Here is a 16,711-nt window from a genome sequence, read left to right as displayed (position 1 = left end):
GGCCTGTAACAAATAAGACAAGGTTTATATCACGTGCCCCAGTGTCAGAATCGCACGCACGTTGAGAGAACTTGTAATGATGCCCACCCCTGCCCCCGATGATTTTGTAACCACCGCCTTGGCCAGCTTGGCGGCCACCTTGCCAACCGCCCGCCTGTGGGCTGCCGTGGCGCCGCAGGAGCCAGCAGGGCAAGGGACGGGGGCTGACCGCATCGCCACACAATTTGCCCTGCTGCAGGCAGCCGAAGGCTTTATCGCCCCCGATACGGCCAGCGCCACACGCTTGCGCCGCCTGGGCTGGCGCGGCCCCCTGGCCCTGCTGCCCGGGGTGGCCGATGCGCGCGGGCTGGAGGCGTGCTCGCGCCTGGGGCTGTGGCACGGCATTGGCCAGGCCGCGCAAATCGACTGGCTGGCCGCGCACAAAAGCCAGCAGCCCCAGCCCGTGCTGCTGCTGGCCGGGGCGCACGGCATGGCCGCCCAGCACCTGCGCAGTCGCTACGCCCGGCTGGCCGCCTTGCCCCAGGTGGAAGATGTCACCCTGTGGGCCCAGGCCAGCGATGGCGCGGCGGCCACGGCACTCATGGCGGCCTTGCAGCCCGTGGCCCAAGACTGGATTGGCCTGCGCAGCATCGCCGTGCCCGTGCATTTACAGGCCGCCCTGCCCTGGCCCAGCCTGCACCGCTTGGCCCAGCAGGCCGAGCAGCACGGCTGGGATGTGGAATTCATGTGCTGCATGTAAAGCACATATTTGCAGCACATCCCGCTTTATTGATAACGAAATTTCAATAAAACATTAAAAATTGTCTTTATTTAAAGCGCTAACAGCTATTATTTTTAAAAAGGAACCCCGCATGTCCCCCGATTTTCTTCCCACCCTGCGCCAGCGTTTTGGCCAGCAATGCTCCACCGCAGCGGCCCTGTGCGAGCAGCATGGCAGCGATGAAGGATCCATCACCGCACCGCCGCCCATGGCGGTGGTCTTTGCCGAAAGCACCCAGGACGTGCAAGATGCCGTGCGCCTGTGCGCCCAGCATGGCGTGCCCATCATTGCCTACGGCGCGGGCACCTCATTAGAAGGGCATTTGCTGGCCGTACACGGCGGCATCAGCCTGGATGTGAGCCGCATGAACCAGGTGCTGCAGGTGCATGCCGAGGACATGACGGTGACCGTACAGCCGGGCATTCGGCGCAAAGCGCTCAATGAAGCCATCAAAGACCTGGGCCTGTTCTTCCCCATCGACCCCGGCGCGGATGCCACCATCGGCGGCATGACCGCCACCCGCGCCAGCGGCACCAACGCCGTGCGCTACGGCACCATGCGCGAGAACGTGCTGGCGCTGCAGGCCGTCACCGCCAGCGGCGACCTCATCCGCACCGGCAACCGCGCCAAGAAAAGCGCCGCCGGTTACGACCTCACGCGCCTGCTGGTCGGCAGCGAAGGCACACTGGGCATCTTCACCGAAATCACCCTGCGCCTGCACCCCCTGCCCGAGGCCGTGCGCGCCGCCACCTGCACCTTTGCCAGCATCGCCGATGCCGTACACACCGTGATTGAAACCATCCAAATGGGCGTGCCCATTGCGCGGGTCGAACTGCTGGATGCCGCCACCGTGGGCATGGTCAATCGCTACAGCCAACTGAGCTTGCGCGAAGCGCCCATGCTGCTGATGGAATTTCACGGCTCCCCAGCGGGCGTGCAGGAACAGGTCGAGCAAGTGCAGGCCATTGCCGCCGAGCACCGGGCGCAAGACTTTGAATGGGCCGAAACGCCTGAAGAGCGCACCCGCTTGTTCACCGCCCGGCACAACGCCTACTTTGCCGGGGTGCAAAGCCGCCCGGGCAGCCGCTGCATCACCACCGATGCCTGCGTGCCCATCTCGCGCCTGGCCGATGCGCTGTTGGAGTCGGTGCAGGACGCGCAAGACAGCGCCATCCCCTTCTTCTTGGTGGGCCACGTGGGCGACGGCAACTTTCACTTTGGCTACCTGATCGACCCCGACGACGCAACCGAGCGCGACCGTGCCGAGCAGCTCAACCACCGCCTGGTCAGCCGCGCCATCGCCATGGACGGCACCTGCACCGGCGAGCACGGCATAGGCATCCACAAACAAGATTTTTTGCGCGAAGAATGCGGCGACGGCGCCATTGCCATGATGCGGGCGATCAAGGCTGCGCTCGATCCCTTGGGGATTTTGAATCCGGGCAAGGTGTTTGCGGCTTAGATTGTCTTAGCGCCTGCGCTGCTTATCCGCTAGGGAGTTGCTGCACAGAAATGGTTAAATTATCGACATTTTTATAAAACAGAGCTTTTTTCGTTCTGATTTAATGGGTTTAAAGTATTTAATACATTTAATTTGTTTATTCATAAGCGGATAAAGCTCTCTTTTTTGAAATTATTCTCTGTAGATGCCTTGGTCGTGCTGATCAATTTTTACAAGGGAGTAGGGCCGGTTTTTGTATTTTTTGTGCTATTTTTCAGCAGGCTGGAGTTGTCTGGAGACGGTTTTCCGAGGGTTTCCCTCTGTATCAAAATCGATAAAATTTTTTAGAATCGCTAAATTTCAATGGTCTACGCACTTGGATGCGTCGGCCTGTTGTGCCCTTTTAAAGGGGCGTTGAAGTTATGCAAACGATCTCTATTGCGCCCGCCTCCTCGTGCGCCAGCCGACCCATTCGCTGCTTCTCGTTCCTGAAAGAGACGAGCACGGTTTTTCACCAAGCAGATCCTTTTGCCGTGTCGGAATATGTCAATGAGCATGTCGGCAACCATGGCCTGAGTCTGCAACGGGGGGGGAGTGGCAAAGCCGCTTTGGCCCACCGCAAGTTTGGCAACATCGACCTGTGCCGCCTGGCCTATGGCAGCCAGGCGCGGATTGTTTCAGAGCGGTTGCACGACATCTACCACCTGCAATTCATTTTGCGCGGTCAGTGCCGTTACGAGCTGGGCCATGACAGCATCAACCTGTCGGCGGGGCAGTTGATGCTCATTAACCCCGATGACCCGGTTGATCTGACGTATTCCGAGGATTGCGAAAAATTTATCTTGCGCCTGCCCACGCACCTGCTACACAACACCTGCACCGAGCACCAGTGGCACCCCCCCCAGGAGGGCATTCGCTTCCAACCCATGCCCTACCGGTTTGATTCCCTTGAAAGCCTGCTGTACCTGCTCACCCTGATCTGCCAGGAGGCCGAAGCGGAGGCCGAGAGCCTCCAGCCGCAGCTGCTCAACCATTACAGCCGCGTGATCGCCACCAAGTTGATGACCATGCTGAACCACAACGTGTCATTGGAAAAGCCAGCGCTGCTGGATGTCTCCTTTGAGCGCCTGGTGCATTACATCGACGAAAACATCACGAGCGACCTGTGCGTGGAAAACCTGGCTGCCCAGGCACGCATGAGCACACGGTCGATCTACCACCTGTTCGAGCGGCACGCCAAAACCACGCCCAAGCACTTCATTCGGCAAAGAAAACTGCAGGCCGTGCACAACGCGCTGATGGATCCGGGCAGCCAGTTCGCCAACATCACTGCGTTGGCACTGGAGTACGGTTTTACCCACCTGGGCCGCTTTGCCGAAACCTACCGCGAGACGTTTGGCCGCCTGCCTTCCGAGGTGCTCAAGCAGCGCTAGGCACCTGGGTACGGGGCCGCGACAGCCCCGTCGAAGGCTACAAATCAAGGCTTTAATTCAAGACCAAGGCCAGTGCAAGCGACAGAAACAGCACCGAGGCGAGGTTGCCGATCAGCACCATGGAGGCGACCTTTTCCGGCTCCTGGTGGTAGCGCTCGGCGAACATGAAGTTGAGCACGGCTGGCGGCAAAGCACCAAACACCAGCAGCAGCGCCTGCTCGGTGCGCGGCAGCGTGATCAGCTGCAGGATGAGCCAGGCCAGGCCCATGCCAATGGCCGGGCGCAGTACCGCGCCAAACAAGCCGAAGCCGATCGATTCAATGCGTGAGCTGGCAATGCGCACCCCAAGGCCAAAGAGCATCAGCGGAATGGAAATTTCCCCAAGCATGCGAATCGAAGTCAGCAGCGGTGGCCAGACCTCGAACTGGGTGATGCTGACCAGCAGGCCCAGGAACGCGGCGACCACCGTAGGGACTTTCCACACCGTGAACCAGCGAACCCGACGGTCAAACAGCCAGACACCAAAAGAGTAGTGCAGCAGGTTGGAGACCATGAACAACACCACCATGGGGGCCAGCGCCTGCTCGCCGAATGCCAGCACGACCAGCGGCAGCCCCAGGTTGCCGCAGTTGTTGAACATGATGGGGGGCACCAAGGTCTTGACGGCGATGCCTGCCCCCCGTGCAACGGCCCAAGCCAGAATGCCGGAGCCAACCACGGCCAGCGTGCCGGCCAGCACCAGCGGCAGGTAGGCGCTGATATCCAACGCCTTGTTGGCCAGGGCTGCAAACACCAGTGCCGGCACGAAAACATCCATGTTCAGCTTGTTGGCGTGCGACAGGTCGGGCTGGAGGGTGCGTCCGACACCGTAGCCGAGTGCGGTGATGGCAAACATCGGAAACAGGATTTCAATGATTCGAAGCAGCATGGGGCTTACACGGCATAAATATAAGAAGAAGGGCTGTCCCTAAGAACCGGTTCACGCTTTCGGGTGCGAAGGGGTGCAGGCTGTGGGGCAGCTGGATGCTACTGTTTATGCCGGGGGCGCAAGAGAAAGTGGGCCACCAGGCCGATGACGATGCCCCAGAAGGCCGAACCCAGGCCCAGCCAACTCATGCCGGAGGCGGTGGCGACAAAGGTGATGACGGCGGCCTCGCGCTGGTCGGCCTCGGCCAGGGTGCCCGCCAGGTTGGCAGCAATGGCCCCCAGCAGCGCCAGACCGGCCAGCACGGCGATGAAGGCGGCAGGCAGGGCCGCAAACAGCCCGATGATGGCACCACTGAAGCAGCCGCCCACCAGGTAGAACACGCCGTTGGCAATCCCGGCGATATAGCGTTTGCTCGGGTCATCGTGGGCTTCCTTGCCGGTACACAGGGCGGCGGTGATGGCAGCAATCACGATGCTGATCCCCCCCACCATCGCCACGCCCAGCGATGCCAGGCTGGTAATGGCCACGATGGGTTTGGCCGGGGTGGTGTAGCCCGCACCGCGCAAAATGGCCATGCCGGGTAGAAACTGCCCGGTCAGGCTGACCAGCACCAGTGGCAGTGCCAGGCTGAGGATGGCTCCGCCATGCCATTCGGGTGCGATGAAGATAGGCCAGGTGGGTGACAGGTCAATCTCGCCCACCGCCAGGCCGCCGGTGCTGATTGCACTCAAGGCCACCCCGGTGAGCAGCACCAGCACGAGGAAGTAGCGTGGGAACAAGCGTTTCCACAGCAGGTAGGCCAGCACCATTCCGAAAGTCAGCAACGGCATGCTGGCGGCTGGCTTGAAGGCCCCGGTACCAAACTGGAACAGGATGCCGGCCATCATGCCGAAGGCGATGCCTTTGGGGATGCGCTGCATCAGCCAGTCAAAGCTGCCGGACAAGCCAATCGCCAGCAAGATGGCACCCGCCACCAGATACGCCCCGACGGCCTGGTGGATATTGATGTCCGGGAACAGCGTGATCAGCAGCGCCGTGCCAGGGGCCGACCAGGCCGTGACCACGGGCACCCTGAGCCACCAGCTCAAGACGATGCCCGAGATGGCCGCGCCAATCGAGATGCCCCAGACCCAGGAGGCCATCATCGCGGGCGACACGCCCGCCGATTGCCCGGCCTGAAAGAAGATCAGCAGCGGCCCGGAGTAGGAGATCAGGACGGCCAGAAAACCCGCCGTCAGTGCCGACACGGAAACGTCGCGCGTCCAGGACATAGGGGGCACTTTAGGCGCAGACCGATTTGCGCCGCAACACCAGCGGCCGCCCACCGTGGGTGCGGTGCACCAGCCAGGTGGCCAGGGCCGAGTCCAGGTGTTGGACATGGCTTGGGAACCAGTCCTGCAAGGCCTGGGCCAGTTCCCGGCACCAGGCCGCATTGCCCTCCGGGTCTTCGCGCAGGGCTTCGCGCACGGCGCTGACCGAGGCCAGCACCTTGGCGTGCTCATCCAGGTGGCAGTCGGCCGGTGGGAAGTTGGTGCTGCGCATCCAGTGGTCTTCCTCGTCGAAATGCGCTTGTGCATGGGCAGCAAAGGCATCGAGGGCGGCGAGCAAGCCATCGTCCGGGGCTTGCAGCACAGCGTTCAGGCATTCCACGAATTCTCGGTGGGTGTCGTCCATGGCGCTGTGCCCGACCAAATAGCCATCGTCCCAGGCGAAGGGTGCTGGCAGTGCCGTATTCACACCGATCCTCCTAGGCCGACGGGGGCCGGTGCCGTGTTCACAATTTGCGAAAAAAGCGCCTCGTATTCCCCGCGCTTTCCCTGCCACGGGTTGTCGTTGGCCAGAAAGGCGGCCTCAATCGCCGCCCAGTCTTCTGGCAGCAGGTGCTGGCGTGCCAGGGGGAAGATTTCGTGCTCTTCGGTGTTCATGTGCTGCCACTCATCGGCCACGTAGTCGTTGAGGGCGGCAAAGAACGCCGCAAAGCCGGCCTCACCCGCCGTTTGGTAGCTTTCCAGCGCTGTGCGCAGGGCGTGGATGCGTTTGCCGCCGGCTTGGTGCTCGGCTTCCAGCCGCGCGAGGATGGGGTTGGCCGCATCGGTGCGCAGGCGCAGCAGAGCAAACAGGTATTCGTTTTCCTTGGGGTGGTGGAGCTTTTCGGGCACTTCCTCCATGTAGCGAATCATGGCGGCGTAGAGCGCAAAGTCCACTTTCATCCGTCCGTCCCGGATGCCGGTGGCGATGGTGCGCATACCGTTGAGCATGGCGGCCAGCGCCCGGTGCTCATCGTGAATCATGTCCAGGGCTTTGTATTGCATGTCGATCTCCTTGTAGCGCGGCGCGGCTCAGACCCCGAGGTGGGTTTGAATCAGGGTGGGATTGTTCTGCACCTCGGCGCTGGTGCCGTCAAACACGATCTGGCCTTTCACCAGAATCATTGCCCGGTCGCAGATGCTGGTGACCGCGCCATGGTTTTTGTCCACGATCACGGTGGCGATGCCGGTCTTGCGGATCTCTTTGATGATGCGCCAGATCTCCATGGCGATCAGCGGGGCCAGGCCCTCGGTGGCCTCGTCCAGAATCAGCAGGTCGGGATTGGTCATCAGCGCCCGGCCAATGGTGAGCATTTGCTGCTCGCCACCTGACAGCTGCCAGCCGCCGTTGTTGATGCGCTCGCCCAGGCGCGGGAAGGTGGCCATCACGCGGTCAAATGTCCACTCGCGCCGCCCATCGACACCGGCACGGGCCGACATCTGCAGGTTTTCACGCACGGTCAGGCTCTTGAAAATGCCGCGCCCCTCGGGCACATAGGCAATCCCTTGCTGGGCGATCTGGTAGGTGCGCGCCTTGCTGCGATCATCGCCACGCACCAGCACGCGGCCATGGCGCGGACGCACCACGCCCAGCATGCTCTTGATGAGCGTGGACTTGCCCATGCCGTTGCGCCCCATCAGGGCAATGCCCTCGCCTTCGCGGATGTGGAAGTCGATGCCGTGCAGGATGTGGCTGGCACCGTAGTAGGTGTGGATTTCCTTGGCTTCAAGCAGCATGTTAGACATGGAAACTCTCCTCCGTCCCCAGATAGGCCTGTTGCACGGCCACGCTGGCCTTGATTTGTGCCGGTGGCCCGCATTCGAGCAACAGACCGTTGACCATCACGGTGATCATGTCGGCCACGGCAAACACGGCATCCATGTCGTGCTCGACGAGCAGGATGCCACGTGTCTTTCGCAGGCGTTTGAGCACCTCGACCATGCTCGCCGATTCTTCCGAGCCCATGCCCGCCAGCGGTTCATCGAGCAGCAGCACCTGCGCATCGGTGGCCAGCACCATGGCGATTTCCAGCTGACGCTGCTCGCCGTGGCTCAGCACCCCTGAGACCCAGTCCACGCGCTTGCCGAGACCAGCCTCTTCGATGCAGGCGCGTGCTTTTTCCAGCGCCCACTGCTGCTGCATGGCCTTACTGAAAATGCGCCAGGGCTGCTGGCGGCGCGACTGCGCGGCCAGGCGCACGTTCTCCAGCACGGTGAACTGCGGGAAGATGTTGGTGCGCTGGTAGCTGCGCCCGATACCGACCTGCGAGCGTTGTGCGGCCGTCAGGTGCGTGATGTCGCGGCCCATGAACTCGATCTTGCCCTCGCTGGGCGGCAGATCGCCCGAGAGCATGTTGATGCAGGTCGATTTGCCCGCCCCGTTGGGGCCGAGCAGCACATGGATCATGCCGCGTTCCAGCGTCACATCCAGGTCTTGGTTGGCCACCAGCCCGCCAAAGCGGCGCGTCAGTTTGGTTGCTTGGAGCAACACTTCTTGGCTTGCATTCGTGCTCATTTGGCTTCTCCCCCTTGCAGGGCACGCTGGATGCGGCCTGGCACACCGGACAGACCGCCGGGCAGGAACAGCACCACGCCCACAATCACCCCACCCAGCAACAGTTGCCAGTATTTGGTCAGATCGGTAAAGATTTCGCGCATGGCTTCCAGGGCAAAGGCCCCGACGATGGCCCCGCCCAGGTTGCCCATGCCCCCCAGGATTACCATCATCAACACGTTGCCCGACTCATGCCAGGACAGCAGCTCCGGCGTAACAAAGCCCAGCAGCGCGGCGTACAGGAAACCGGCCAGTCCCCCCAGGGCACCGGCCAGCGTAAAGGCCCCCAACTTGTAGCGAAAGGTGGTGTAGCCCAGTGACTGCATCCGGTGTTCGTTGCTTTTGATGCCAATCAGCACACGGCCAAAGGGCGACTGCAACACGCGGTGCAGGAAGAGGTACACCAGCACCAGCATCCCCAGGATGAAATAGAACATGTGCACCTCGTTGTTGAGGTCAAAGGGTTCCCAGCCGAAGATGGACGTTGAAGGCTTGTTGCTCAGATACATCCCGTCCGAGCCACCGCCCAGCGGCGTGTCGTGGAAGATGAAGTACGCCATCTGTGCAAAGGCCAGCGTCACCATGATGAAGTAGATGCCCTTGGTGCGTAGCACAAACAGGCCAATCACCAGGGCTGCCAAGGCAGCGATTGCGACCGAGGCGGGCAGGGCCAGCCACAGGTTGGCCGTTTCATAGCGCACGGTCAGCAGCGCGGCGGCGTAGGCCGCAATGCCGAAATAGGCCGCATGGCCAAAGCTGACCAAACCGGTAAAGCCCACCAGCAGGTCCAGACTCATGGCGAAGATGGCCATGATCAGCACCTTGCCGATGATCTCGATGTAGAAGGATTCTCCCGACAGCGGCACGCAGGCAATGGCGGCCAGGGCGAGCAGTTTGACGATCAGCGAAGCGTGTATGTTTTTCATGGCATCAACCTTTCTTCAGGATGCCTTCGGGGCGCCAGAGCAGCACCACCGCCATCACCACATAGACCACGATGCCCGAGAATTCGGGAATCAGCACTTTGCCGAAGGTGTCGGCAAACCCGACGATCAGCGCTGCCACCAAAGCGCCCCAGATCGAGCCGATGCCACCGATGACCACGATCACAAACGAAATGATCAGCACATGGCTGCCCATATTGGGGAAGACGGAAGAAATCGGCGCAGCCAGCATCCCCGCCAGTGCAGCCATGGCCACGCCCAGCGCAAACACCACGCGGTAAATCATGTCGATGTTGATGCCCAGTGACTCGACCATGCCCCGGTCGTCGTTCCCAGCCCGGATCATCATGCCCAGGCGAGTGCGCCGAATCAGGTAGTACAAAGCCACAGCCAGCACGATGCACACCAGCGAGATGGCCAGGCGATAGACCGGGTAGCTCAACACCTCTGTCAGCGGGATGGAGGCATCCAAGAAGGCCGGAATGGCCACCCCATGCACATCGTCGCCCACCAACAGGCTGCGCAGCTGTTCAAAAATCAGAATCAAGCCGTAGGTCAGCAGCACTTGTTCCAGATGGTCACGCTTGTACAGGTGCGAGAACAGCGCCCACTCCAGAAAAGCGCCAAAAATCAGTGCCAGCGGTATGCCCAGCACCATGGCCATGACAAGGCTGCCCGTGGCGCTGGTCAGCACAAAAGCCAGGTAAGCGCCGATCATGTAGAAGCTACCGTGCGCCAGATTGATGATCCCCATGATGCCGAACACCAGCGTCAGCCCGCTTGCCACCAAGAAAAGTAGCAAACCGTACTGCAGCGAGTTCAGCGTCTGGATCAGGAAGTTTGCGAAATCCATGACTATCCCCCGCCCGGCAGGGCGCAGCCTGCCGGGGCGACAAAAACTTTAGGTATTAAAGGTGTGGAGAGAAAGCCAGTGGCTTACAGCTTGCAGCCGCGTGCCGGGTCTTCCAGCTTTGGGGATACCACTTCCAGCATGATGTTGCCGCCGCTCTTGACCTGGCGCATGTAGATGTCCTGCACCGGGTTATGCGCGCGCGACAGGGTGAACTTGCCGCGTGGGCTGTCGATGGTGGCCGACTCCATGCCCTTGATGACCACGTCTTTTTTGGCCGGGTCGCCAGCAGCAGCACGCAGGCCGGCTTCGTACATCTGCGCCGCGTCGTAGCCCTGCATGGCGTACACGTCGGGCTGCATCTTGTATTTGGCGACGTACTTGGAGCGGAAGGCCACATCCTTCTCGTTGGTCAGGCCGTCAGCGTAGTGCAGCGTGGTCAGCAGACCCTCGCCCGCTGCGCCCATGGCATCCAGGTTGCCATCGGTCAGGAAGCCGGGGCCGTACAGCGGGATGCTGCTCTTCAGGCCGGCTGCCGCGTAGTCGCTGACAAACTTGGCCGCACCCGCACCCGCAAAGAAGACAAACACCGCATCGGGCTTGAGCGAGGCAATCTCGGTCAGGAAGGGCTGAAACTCCACGTTCGGGAAGGGTAGGGTCATCTCCTTGACCACCTTGCCGCCACCTTTTTCAAAGGCTTCCTTGAAACCTGCCACCGATTCCTCGCCGAAAGAGTATTTCCAGGTCACGGTGGCGATGTTCTTCAGTCCCTTTTTGGCCAGTGCCTCGCCCATGGCGTAGGACGGCTGCCAGGCCGAGAACGACGAACGGAAGATGTAGGGTGAGCACAGCGATCCGGTCAGATCGTTGGCCCCTGCGTTGGAGACGATCATGATCGTCTTGCTGTCACGCGCCACCTTGGCCATGGCCAGTGCCACGCCCGAGTGGGCCGTGCCGACCAGCACATCCACCTTCTCGCGCGAGACCAGCTTTTTGGCATTCTCGGTGGCCTTGGCCGGGTTGGACTCGTCGTCCACCACGGCGTATTCCACCTCGCGGCCGCCCAGCTTGCCGCCGTTTTCTTCCACGTACTGCTTAAAGCCATTGGTCATGGCCGTGCCCAGTGCGGCGTAGGTGCCGGTGTAGGGCAGCATCAGGCCCACTTTGACCTTGTCGCTGACCGCGTGGGCTGCGCTGGCCAAGCAGGCCAATGTGAGTAGTGCAGTGGTCTTCAGTTTGAATGCCATGGGGTGTGTCTCCTAACGTTGTTGGTATTGCAGGCGTAGGTTAGGGGCACCCTGTCCCAGCGGAATATCCAGTTCCTGCACAACTCGTATCCATTTCATGCAAAACCGCAATTTCTGCACAGAACGGATAGTTATCGTGCAGAAAACGGATATTTAGCAACTTTTCCCCCGCCTACCATGACCGCTCCATACCACCAGAAACAAGGAGACCGCGACCATGGGCATCACCAAGGAATATCTCGACTCACTGCTCGAGAAAGACAAAGCCAAAGGCAAATTCCGCTGCAAACGCGAAATGTTCACCAGCTCAGAGTTGTTCGAGTTGGAGATGAAACACATCTTTGAAGGCAACTGGGTGTATTTGGCCCACGAGAGCCAGCTGCCCAAGATCAACGATTACTACACCACCAAAATTGGTCGCCAGCCGGTCTTCATCACGCGCAACAAGGACAACCAGCTCAACTGCTTCATCAACTCTTGTGCACACCGGGGCGCCACGCTCACGCGCTTCAAGCATGGCAACAAGGGCAGTTTCACCTGCCCCTTCCACGGCTGGACGTTCAACAACTCGGGCAAGCTGCTCAAGATCAAAGACCCCACCGAAACCGGCTACCCCGCCAGCTTTAATTGCGAAGGCTCGCACGACCTGAAAAAAGTCGCACGCTTTGCGTCCTACCGCGGTTTTCTGTTTGCCAGCCTGAACCCGGACGTGCAATCGCTGGAAGACTTTCTGGGTGAGTCCAAGGTCATCATCGACATGATCGTGAACCAGTCACCCGAAGGCCTGGAAGTGCTGCGCGGCTCTTCCTCGTACGTGTACGAAGGCAACTGGAAACTGCAGGCCGAAAACGGTGCCGATGGCTACCACGTCACCGCCACGCACTGGAACTACGCCGCCACGCAAGCACAGCGCAAGAGCCGCGACAGCGGCGACGACATCAACGCCATGAGCGCGGGCGGCTGGGCCAAAAAGGGCGGCGGCTCCTACTCGTTCGAGAACGGCCACCTGCTGCTGTGGACGCGCTGGGACAACCCCGAAGACCGCCCGCTGATGGAGCAGCGCGAGCGCTTGGTCAAGGAATTCGGCGAAGCCAAGGCCGAGTGGATGATCAACAACTCGCGCAACCTGTGCGTGTACCCCAACGTGTACCTGATGGACCAGTTCAGCTCGCAAATCCGCGTGTTCCGCCCGCTGTCCGTCGATCGCACGGAAGTCACCATCTACTGCATCGCTCCCAAGGGCGAATCGGCCGAAGCACGCGCCCACCGCATTCGCCAGTACGAAGACTTCTTTAACGCCACTGGCATGGCCACGCCGGACGACCTGGAAGAATTCCGCGCCTGCCAAGAAGGCTTCATGGGCCGGGCGCTGGAGTGGAACGACATGTCACGTGGTGCCGAGCATTGGGTGGAAGGCCCCGATGCCGAAGCCGACAAGATCGGCCTCAAGCCCATCCTGTCGGGTGTCAAGACCGAAGACGAAGGCCTCTACGTGGCCCAGCACAGCTACTGGCTGGAGCAAATGCGTGCCGCCATTGCTGCCGAGTCTGACGAATCTGCCGCCCAGTAAGCCCAAGCCCCAAGGAGACCATTGATATGTCGATTTCTTACGAAAACCTGTGCGCCTTCCTGTACCGCGAAGCCCGCTACCTGGACGAGCGCGATTGGGACAGCTGGCTGGCCCTGTACGCTGAAAACTGCACCTTCTGGGTGCCTGCCTGGGATGACGATGGCGAGCTGACCGAAGACCCGCAAAGCGAAATCTCGCTCATCTGGTACGGCCGCCGCGCCGGGCTGGAAGACCGAGTGTTTCGCATCCGCACCGAGCGCTCCAGCGCCACCATCCCGGACACCCGCACCAACCACCACATCAGCAACATCGAGGTGCTGGAGCAGGACGACAAAACCGTCAAGCTGCGCTTTAACTGGCACACCATGAGCGTGCGCTACAACCACACCGACCACTTCTGTGGCACCAGCTTCTACACCCTGGACGTGACTGGCGAGCAGCCCATCATTCAGGACAAGAAAGTGGTCCTCAAGACCGACTACGTTCGCCACGTTCTGGACGTGTACCACATCTAGGAGCCGACCCTAACCCTGTCCCGACCTCTGGGCGGCCCCTTGAAGCGGGCCGCCATGCGGCCTGCGCCCCCTGATTTCAAAAGGCGTGGTGCGGGCCGGTTTTCCCTCTTGGAGACGAACATGACTTTCAAAATCGCCCTGAACTTCGAGGACGGCGTAACCCGCTTCATCGACTGCAATGCTACGGAAACGGTGGCCGATGCCGCCTACCGCCAGGGTGTCAATGTGCCCATCGACTGCCGCGATGGCGCGTGTGGCGCTTGCAAATGCCAGGCCGAATCGGGCCAATACGAACTGGGCTTCTACATTGAAGATGCCATGAGCGAGGAAGAAGCCCGCCTGGGCCAGGTGCTCACCTGCCAAATGTTCCCCAAGAGCGACTGCGTGGTGAACGTGCCCGTCTCGTCTGAGGTGTGCAAGATCAAGCAAGCCACCCTGACCGCCACCATTGAAGCAGTTCACCAGCTCTCGCCCAGCACCATCAGCCTGGTGCTACAAGGCCCCAGCCTGAACAAACTGTCTTTCCTGCCCGGCCAATATGCCAACCTGGAAGTGCCCGGCACCACCCAAACGCGTGCCTATTCCTTCAGCTCTATGCCGCACGATGGCAAGGTGAGCTTTCTGATTCGCAACGTGCCCGACGGCCTGATGAGTGGCTACCTGACCGGTCGCACCCAGCCCGGTGACACCATCAAGCTGGCCGGCCCCATCGGCAGCTTCTACCTGCGCGATGTCGTGCGCCCCGTGCTGATGCTGGCGGGCGGCACCGGTCTGGCCCCTTTCCTGTCAATGCTGGACAAGCTGGTCGCACAAGGCGATAGCGACCAGCCCATCCACCTGATCTACGGCGTGAACACCGATGCCGACGTGGTCGCCCTGGAGCGCCTGGACAGCTTCAAAGCGGCCCTGCCCAACTTCAGCTACGCCGTGTGCGTGGTCGCCGACGACAGCCGCTGGCCTAAGAAAGGCTACGTCACCCACCACCTGGAGCCGACCCAATTGCACCACGGCAACGTCGATATCTACCTGTGTGGCCCCCCGCCCATGGTCGATGCCGTGGCACAGCACCTGCGTGCGCAGGCCATAGAACCGGCCAGCTTTCACTACGAAAAATTTGCTGCCAGTGTCTAAGTCATCACTCTCACTTTTCTGAATTCCAAACCAAAACCCTAGGAGATCTTGCATGCAACGCATCGCTACAAGCCTGACGACCACCTTGCTCCTGTGCGCCGGAGCCATCACCTCCGCCCAGGCCCAGAACGTCACCCTCTACGGCCTGGTGGACACCGGCATCGAACGCCTGGACAACACCAGCACCGGCGGCAGCATCACGCGGATGCCCAGCATTGCCGGCTCTGCCGCCTCGCGCTGGGGCCTGCGTGGCAGCGAAGACCTGGGCAACGGCCTCAAGGCCGTGTTCACCCTGGAATCGGGCTTTGGCCTAGACACCGGCGAAACCCAGCAAGGGGGCCGCGCCTTCGGCCGCCAGGCGTTTGTCGGCCTCTCCGGCCAATGGGGCACGCTGTCGCTGGGCCGCCAGTATTCGATGCTGTTCCCGGGCGCTGCCAATACCGATATCTTCCTGGCGCAGATCTACGGCGCCGGTGCGTTCGATACCTACCTGGCCGGCCCGCGCCTGGACAACTCCATTGCCTACCTGGGCAAATTCAGCGGAGTCACCGCCGGCGTGCTCTACAGCCTGGGCAAGGATGCGCAAAACTGCGCGGGCGAAAGCAGCAACAGCAGCGAGTGCCGCTCCTGGTCTGCCGTGCTGAAATACGATGCCCCCACCTGGGGCGTGGGCACCTGGGTCGATGAGCAGAACGGGCGCGACAACCGCCCCGCCGGTGGCGCCGACCTGAGCGACAAGTCCGATCGCCGCTTGGCACTGAACGGCTACGTCCTGCTGGGCAAGACCAAGCTGGTCGCCAACTACATGCAGCGCAGGAACGAAGCCGCCGTCCAGGCCCAGCGCAAGAGCACCCTGTGGTCACTGGGCGTGTCCCACCCCCTGAGCACCGCCGTGATGCTGGAAGCCCAGTACTACGACTTTGACTACAAAGACAGTACCGACGGTGCCCAGATGCTGGTGCTGCGTGGCACCTATGCCTTCTCCAAGCGCACGGCGGCCTACACCACGCTCGGCTTCATGCGCAACGATGGCAAGGCCCGCTTCTCGCCCTCGGTGGGGGCCAGCAACACGGCACTGGCCCCACTGGCCGGACGCAACCAGACCGGTCTGATGGTCGGCCTGCGCCACGCGTTCTGAGAACCTGTTCAGACCCTTTCTTCCGGAGCAAACATGAGCAACCGTTTCAAGAAAAAAGTGGCCGTCATCACTGGTGCCGCGCAAGGGATTGGCAAGCGCGTGGCCGAAAAAATGGCCAAGGAAAAAGGCACCCTGGTGCTAGTGGATCGTTCAGAACTGGTTCACGACGTGGCCAAAGACATCGCCAGCAGCACCAAGGTAGAGGTGCTCAGCCTGACCGCCGACCTAGAAAAGTTTGCCGAATGCCAGCGCATCATGAACGCGGCCGTGGAAAAGTTTGGCCACATCGACATCCTTATCAACAACGTCGGCGGCACCATCTGGACCAAGCCCTTCGAGCACTACCAAGAAGCGGAAATCGAGGCCGAAGTGCGCCGCTCGCTCTTCCCCACCCTGTGGTGCTGCCACGCAGCCATCACACACATGCTGACCAACGGCAAGGGGAGCATCGTCAATGTCTCGTCCATCGCCACGCGCGGTATCAATCGCGTGCCCTACGGCGCGGCCAAGGGCGGTGTCAATGCCCTGACCGCCTGCCTGGCCTTTGAAAACGGCGAGCGCGGCATCCGCGTCAATGCCACCGCGCCCGGTGCCACCGAAGCACCCCCGCGTCTCATCCCGCGCAACACCCAGGCACAGTGCGAGCAGGAAAAAGCCTGGTACCAGCAGATCTACACCCAGTCGGTCGACAGCAGCCTGATGAAGCGCTACGGCACACTGGACGAGCAAGCCGATCCGATCCTGTTCCTAGCCTCGGACGATGCCTCCTACATCACTGGCACCGTGCTGCCCGTGGGCGGCGGAGACCAGGGCTAAGCAACGCCATACCAGACCGTGTGTGGGGTGGCTCGTGCCATAGCGCCAAAGACGGGTGTGCCCCACGATCCACCCCC

Annotated in this window: 17 protein-coding genes; 8 read left to right on the top strand and 9 right to left on the bottom strand. The window is 61.3% G+C overall.

Features of this window, described 5'->3' with window-relative positions; translation table 11 throughout:
* The first annotated feature begins 76 nt into the window (after positions 1-76).
* The 3 genes from J1777_RS01335 (at position 77) to J1777_RS01325 (ending at position 3,634) form a co-directional block, all read left to right on the top strand.
* Positions 77-739, top strand: coding sequence for an alanine racemase (locus J1777_RS01335; protein WP_207574031.1), 663 nt, complete (start codon positions 77-79; stop codon positions 737-739).
* Between the two features lie 112 nt (positions 740-851).
* Positions 852-2,222, top strand: a complete 1,371-nt coding sequence (locus J1777_RS01330; RefSeq protein WP_207574030.1) for an FAD-binding oxidoreductase — start codon at positions 852-854, stop codon at positions 2,220-2,222.
* Between the two features lie 401 nt (positions 2,223-2,623).
* The gene (locus J1777_RS01325; protein ID WP_207574029.1) at positions 2,624-3,634 is read left to right on the top strand and encodes an AraC family transcriptional regulator; all 1,011 of its coding nucleotides are present in this window, start codon (positions 2,624-2,626) and stop codon (positions 3,632-3,634) included.
* Between the two features lie 52 nt (positions 3,635-3,686).
* Here the strand turns inward: J1777_RS01325 and J1777_RS01320 are convergent, their stop codons facing one another.
* From J1777_RS01320 to J1777_RS01280, 9 genes are all read right to left on the bottom strand, one after another.
* Positions 3,687-4,562 (bottom strand): AEC family transporter, encoded by an 876-nt coding sequence (locus J1777_RS01320; protein ID WP_207574028.1) that lies wholly within the window; start codon positions 4,560-4,562, stop codon positions 3,687-3,689.
* A 98-nt stretch (positions 4,563-4,660) separates the two neighbouring features.
* A complete protein-coding gene (locus tag J1777_RS01315; protein ID WP_207574027.1) occupies positions 4,661-5,833 on the bottom strand; it encodes a benzoate/H(+) symporter BenE family transporter in 1,173 nt (390 codons plus the stop codon).
* Positions 5,834-5,843: 10 nt separating this feature from the next.
* On the bottom strand, positions 5,844-6,299 hold the full coding sequence (locus J1777_RS01310; RefSeq protein ID WP_341352923.1) for a bacteriohemerythrin: 456 nt from the start codon (positions 6,297-6,299) through the stop codon (positions 5,844-5,846).
* The gene (locus J1777_RS01305) at positions 6,296-6,874 is read right to left on the bottom strand and encodes a hemerythrin domain-containing protein (protein ID WP_207574026.1); all 579 of its coding nucleotides are present in this window, start codon (positions 6,872-6,874) and stop codon (positions 6,296-6,298) included. The genes J1777_RS01310 and J1777_RS01305 overlap by 4 nt, the downstream gene beginning before the upstream one ends.
* Positions 6,875-6,901: 27 nt before the next feature.
* On the bottom strand, positions 6,902-7,615 hold the full coding sequence (locus J1777_RS01300) for an ABC transporter ATP-binding protein (RefSeq protein WP_207574025.1): 714 nt from the start codon (positions 7,613-7,615) through the stop codon (positions 6,902-6,904).
* Positions 7,608-8,384: an ABC transporter ATP-binding protein gene (locus J1777_RS01295; RefSeq protein ID WP_207574024.1), complete on the bottom strand. Its 777-nt coding sequence runs from the start codon at positions 8,382-8,384 to the stop codon at positions 7,608-7,610. Before J1777_RS01295 ends, J1777_RS01300 begins: the two co-directional genes overlap by 8 nt.
* Positions 8,381-9,349 carry a branched-chain amino acid ABC transporter permease gene (locus J1777_RS01290; RefSeq protein ID WP_207574023.1) on the bottom strand — a complete coding sequence of 323 codons (969 nt, stop codon included), beginning with the start codon at positions 9,347-9,349 and terminating at the stop codon, positions 8,381-8,383. The genes J1777_RS01295 and J1777_RS01290 overlap by 4 nt, the downstream gene beginning before the upstream one ends.
* A 4-nt stretch (positions 9,350-9,353) precedes the next feature.
* Positions 9,354-10,220, bottom strand: a complete 867-nt coding sequence (locus tag J1777_RS01285) for a branched-chain amino acid ABC transporter permease (RefSeq protein ID WP_207574022.1) — start codon at positions 10,218-10,220, stop codon at positions 9,354-9,356.
* Between the two features lie 83 nt (positions 10,221-10,303).
* Positions 10,304-11,464, bottom strand: a complete 1,161-nt coding sequence (locus tag J1777_RS01280; RefSeq protein WP_207574021.1) for an ABC transporter substrate-binding protein — start codon at positions 11,462-11,464, stop codon at positions 10,304-10,306.
* A gap of 217 nt (positions 11,465-11,681) precedes the next feature.
* On the opposite strand from J1777_RS01280, the gene benA reads away from it, so the two are divergent.
* From benA to J1777_RS01255, 5 genes are all read left to right on the top strand, one after another.
* The gene (gene benA / locus J1777_RS01275) at positions 11,682-13,034 is read left to right on the top strand and encodes a benzoate 1,2-dioxygenase large subunit (protein WP_207574020.1); all 1,353 of its coding nucleotides are present in this window, start codon (positions 11,682-11,684) and stop codon (positions 13,032-13,034) included.
* Between the two features lie 26 nt (positions 13,035-13,060).
* Complete coding sequence (gene benB / locus J1777_RS01270; protein WP_207574019.1) at positions 13,061-13,549, top strand: benzoate 1,2-dioxygenase small subunit; 489 nt, start codon at positions 13,061-13,063, stop codon at positions 13,547-13,549.
* A 120-nt stretch (positions 13,550-13,669) separates the two neighbouring features.
* Positions 13,670-14,680, top strand: coding sequence for a benzoate 1,2-dioxygenase electron transfer component BenC (gene benC / locus J1777_RS01265; protein WP_207574018.1), 1,011 nt, complete (start codon positions 13,670-13,672; stop codon positions 14,678-14,680).
* Between the two features lie 52 nt (positions 14,681-14,732).
* Positions 14,733-15,818, top strand: coding sequence for a porin (locus tag J1777_RS01260; protein WP_207574017.1), 1,086 nt, complete (start codon positions 14,733-14,735; stop codon positions 15,816-15,818).
* A gap of 33 nt (positions 15,819-15,851) precedes the next feature.
* The gene (locus tag J1777_RS01255) at positions 15,852-16,634 is read left to right on the top strand and encodes a 1,6-dihydroxycyclohexa-2,4-diene-1-carboxylate dehydrogenase (RefSeq protein WP_207574016.1); all 783 of its coding nucleotides are present in this window, start codon (positions 15,852-15,854) and stop codon (positions 16,632-16,634) included.
* Positions 16,635-16,711: the final 77 nt, after the last annotated feature.

Origin of the sequence: Comamonas denitrificans, assembly GCF_017368815.1 — a bacterium.
Classification (GTDB): domain Bacteria; phylum Pseudomonadota; class Gammaproteobacteria; order Burkholderiales; family Burkholderiaceae_C; genus Comamonas; species Comamonas denitrificans.
Note: the sequence above shows the minus strand (reverse complement) of the source record. Positions and strands in the feature narration are given on the sequence as shown.

Excerpts from the sequence above, each read along its gene's own strand:
- J1777_RS01335 (WP_207574031.1), top strand. The coding sequence starts at position 77 with ATGATGCCCACCCCTGCCCCCGATGATTTTGTAACCACCGCCTTGGCC.
- J1777_RS01330 (WP_207574030.1), top strand. The coding sequence starts at position 852 with ATGTCCCCCGATTTTCTTCCCACCCTGCGCCAGCGTTTTGGCCAGCAA.
- J1777_RS01325 (WP_207574029.1), top strand. The coding sequence starts at position 2,624 with ATGCAAACGATCTCTATTGCGCCCGCCTCCTCGTGCGCCAGCCGACCC.
- J1777_RS01320 (WP_207574028.1), bottom strand. The coding sequence starts at position 4,562 with ATGCTGCTTCGAATCATTGAAATCCTGTTTCCGATGTTTGCCATCACC.
- J1777_RS01315 (WP_207574027.1), bottom strand. The coding sequence starts at position 5,833 with ATGTCCTGGACGCGCGACGTTTCCGTGTCGGCACTGACGGCGGGTTTT.
- J1777_RS01305 (WP_207574026.1), bottom strand. The coding sequence starts at position 6,874 with ATGCAATACAAAGCCCTGGACATGATTCACGATGAGCACCGGGCGCTG.
- J1777_RS01300 (WP_207574025.1), bottom strand. The coding sequence starts at position 7,615 with ATGTCTAACATGCTGCTTGAAGCCAAGGAAATCCACACCTACTACGGT.
- J1777_RS01295 (WP_207574024.1), bottom strand. The coding sequence starts at position 8,384 with ATGAGCACGAATGCAAGCCAAGAAGTGTTGCTCCAAGCAACCAAACTG.
- J1777_RS01290 (WP_207574023.1), bottom strand. The coding sequence starts at position 9,349 with ATGAAAAACATACACGCTTCGCTGATCGTCAAACTGCTCGCCCTGGCC.
- J1777_RS01285 (WP_207574022.1), bottom strand. The coding sequence starts at position 10,220 with ATGGATTTCGCAAACTTCCTGATCCAGACGCTGAACTCGCTGCAGTAC.
- J1777_RS01280 (WP_207574021.1), bottom strand. The coding sequence starts at position 11,464 with ATGGCATTCAAACTGAAGACCACTGCACTACTCACATTGGCCTGCTTG.
- benA (WP_207574020.1), top strand. The coding sequence starts at position 11,682 with ATGGGCATCACCAAGGAATATCTCGACTCACTGCTCGAGAAAGACAAA.
- benB (WP_207574019.1), top strand. The coding sequence starts at position 13,061 with ATGTCGATTTCTTACGAAAACCTGTGCGCCTTCCTGTACCGCGAAGCC.
- benC (WP_207574018.1), top strand. The coding sequence starts at position 13,670 with ATGACTTTCAAAATCGCCCTGAACTTCGAGGACGGCGTAACCCGCTTC.
- J1777_RS01260 (WP_207574017.1), top strand. The coding sequence starts at position 14,733 with ATGCAACGCATCGCTACAAGCCTGACGACCACCTTGCTCCTGTGCGCC.
- J1777_RS01255 (WP_207574016.1), top strand. The coding sequence starts at position 15,852 with ATGAGCAACCGTTTCAAGAAAAAAGTGGCCGTCATCACTGGTGCCGCG.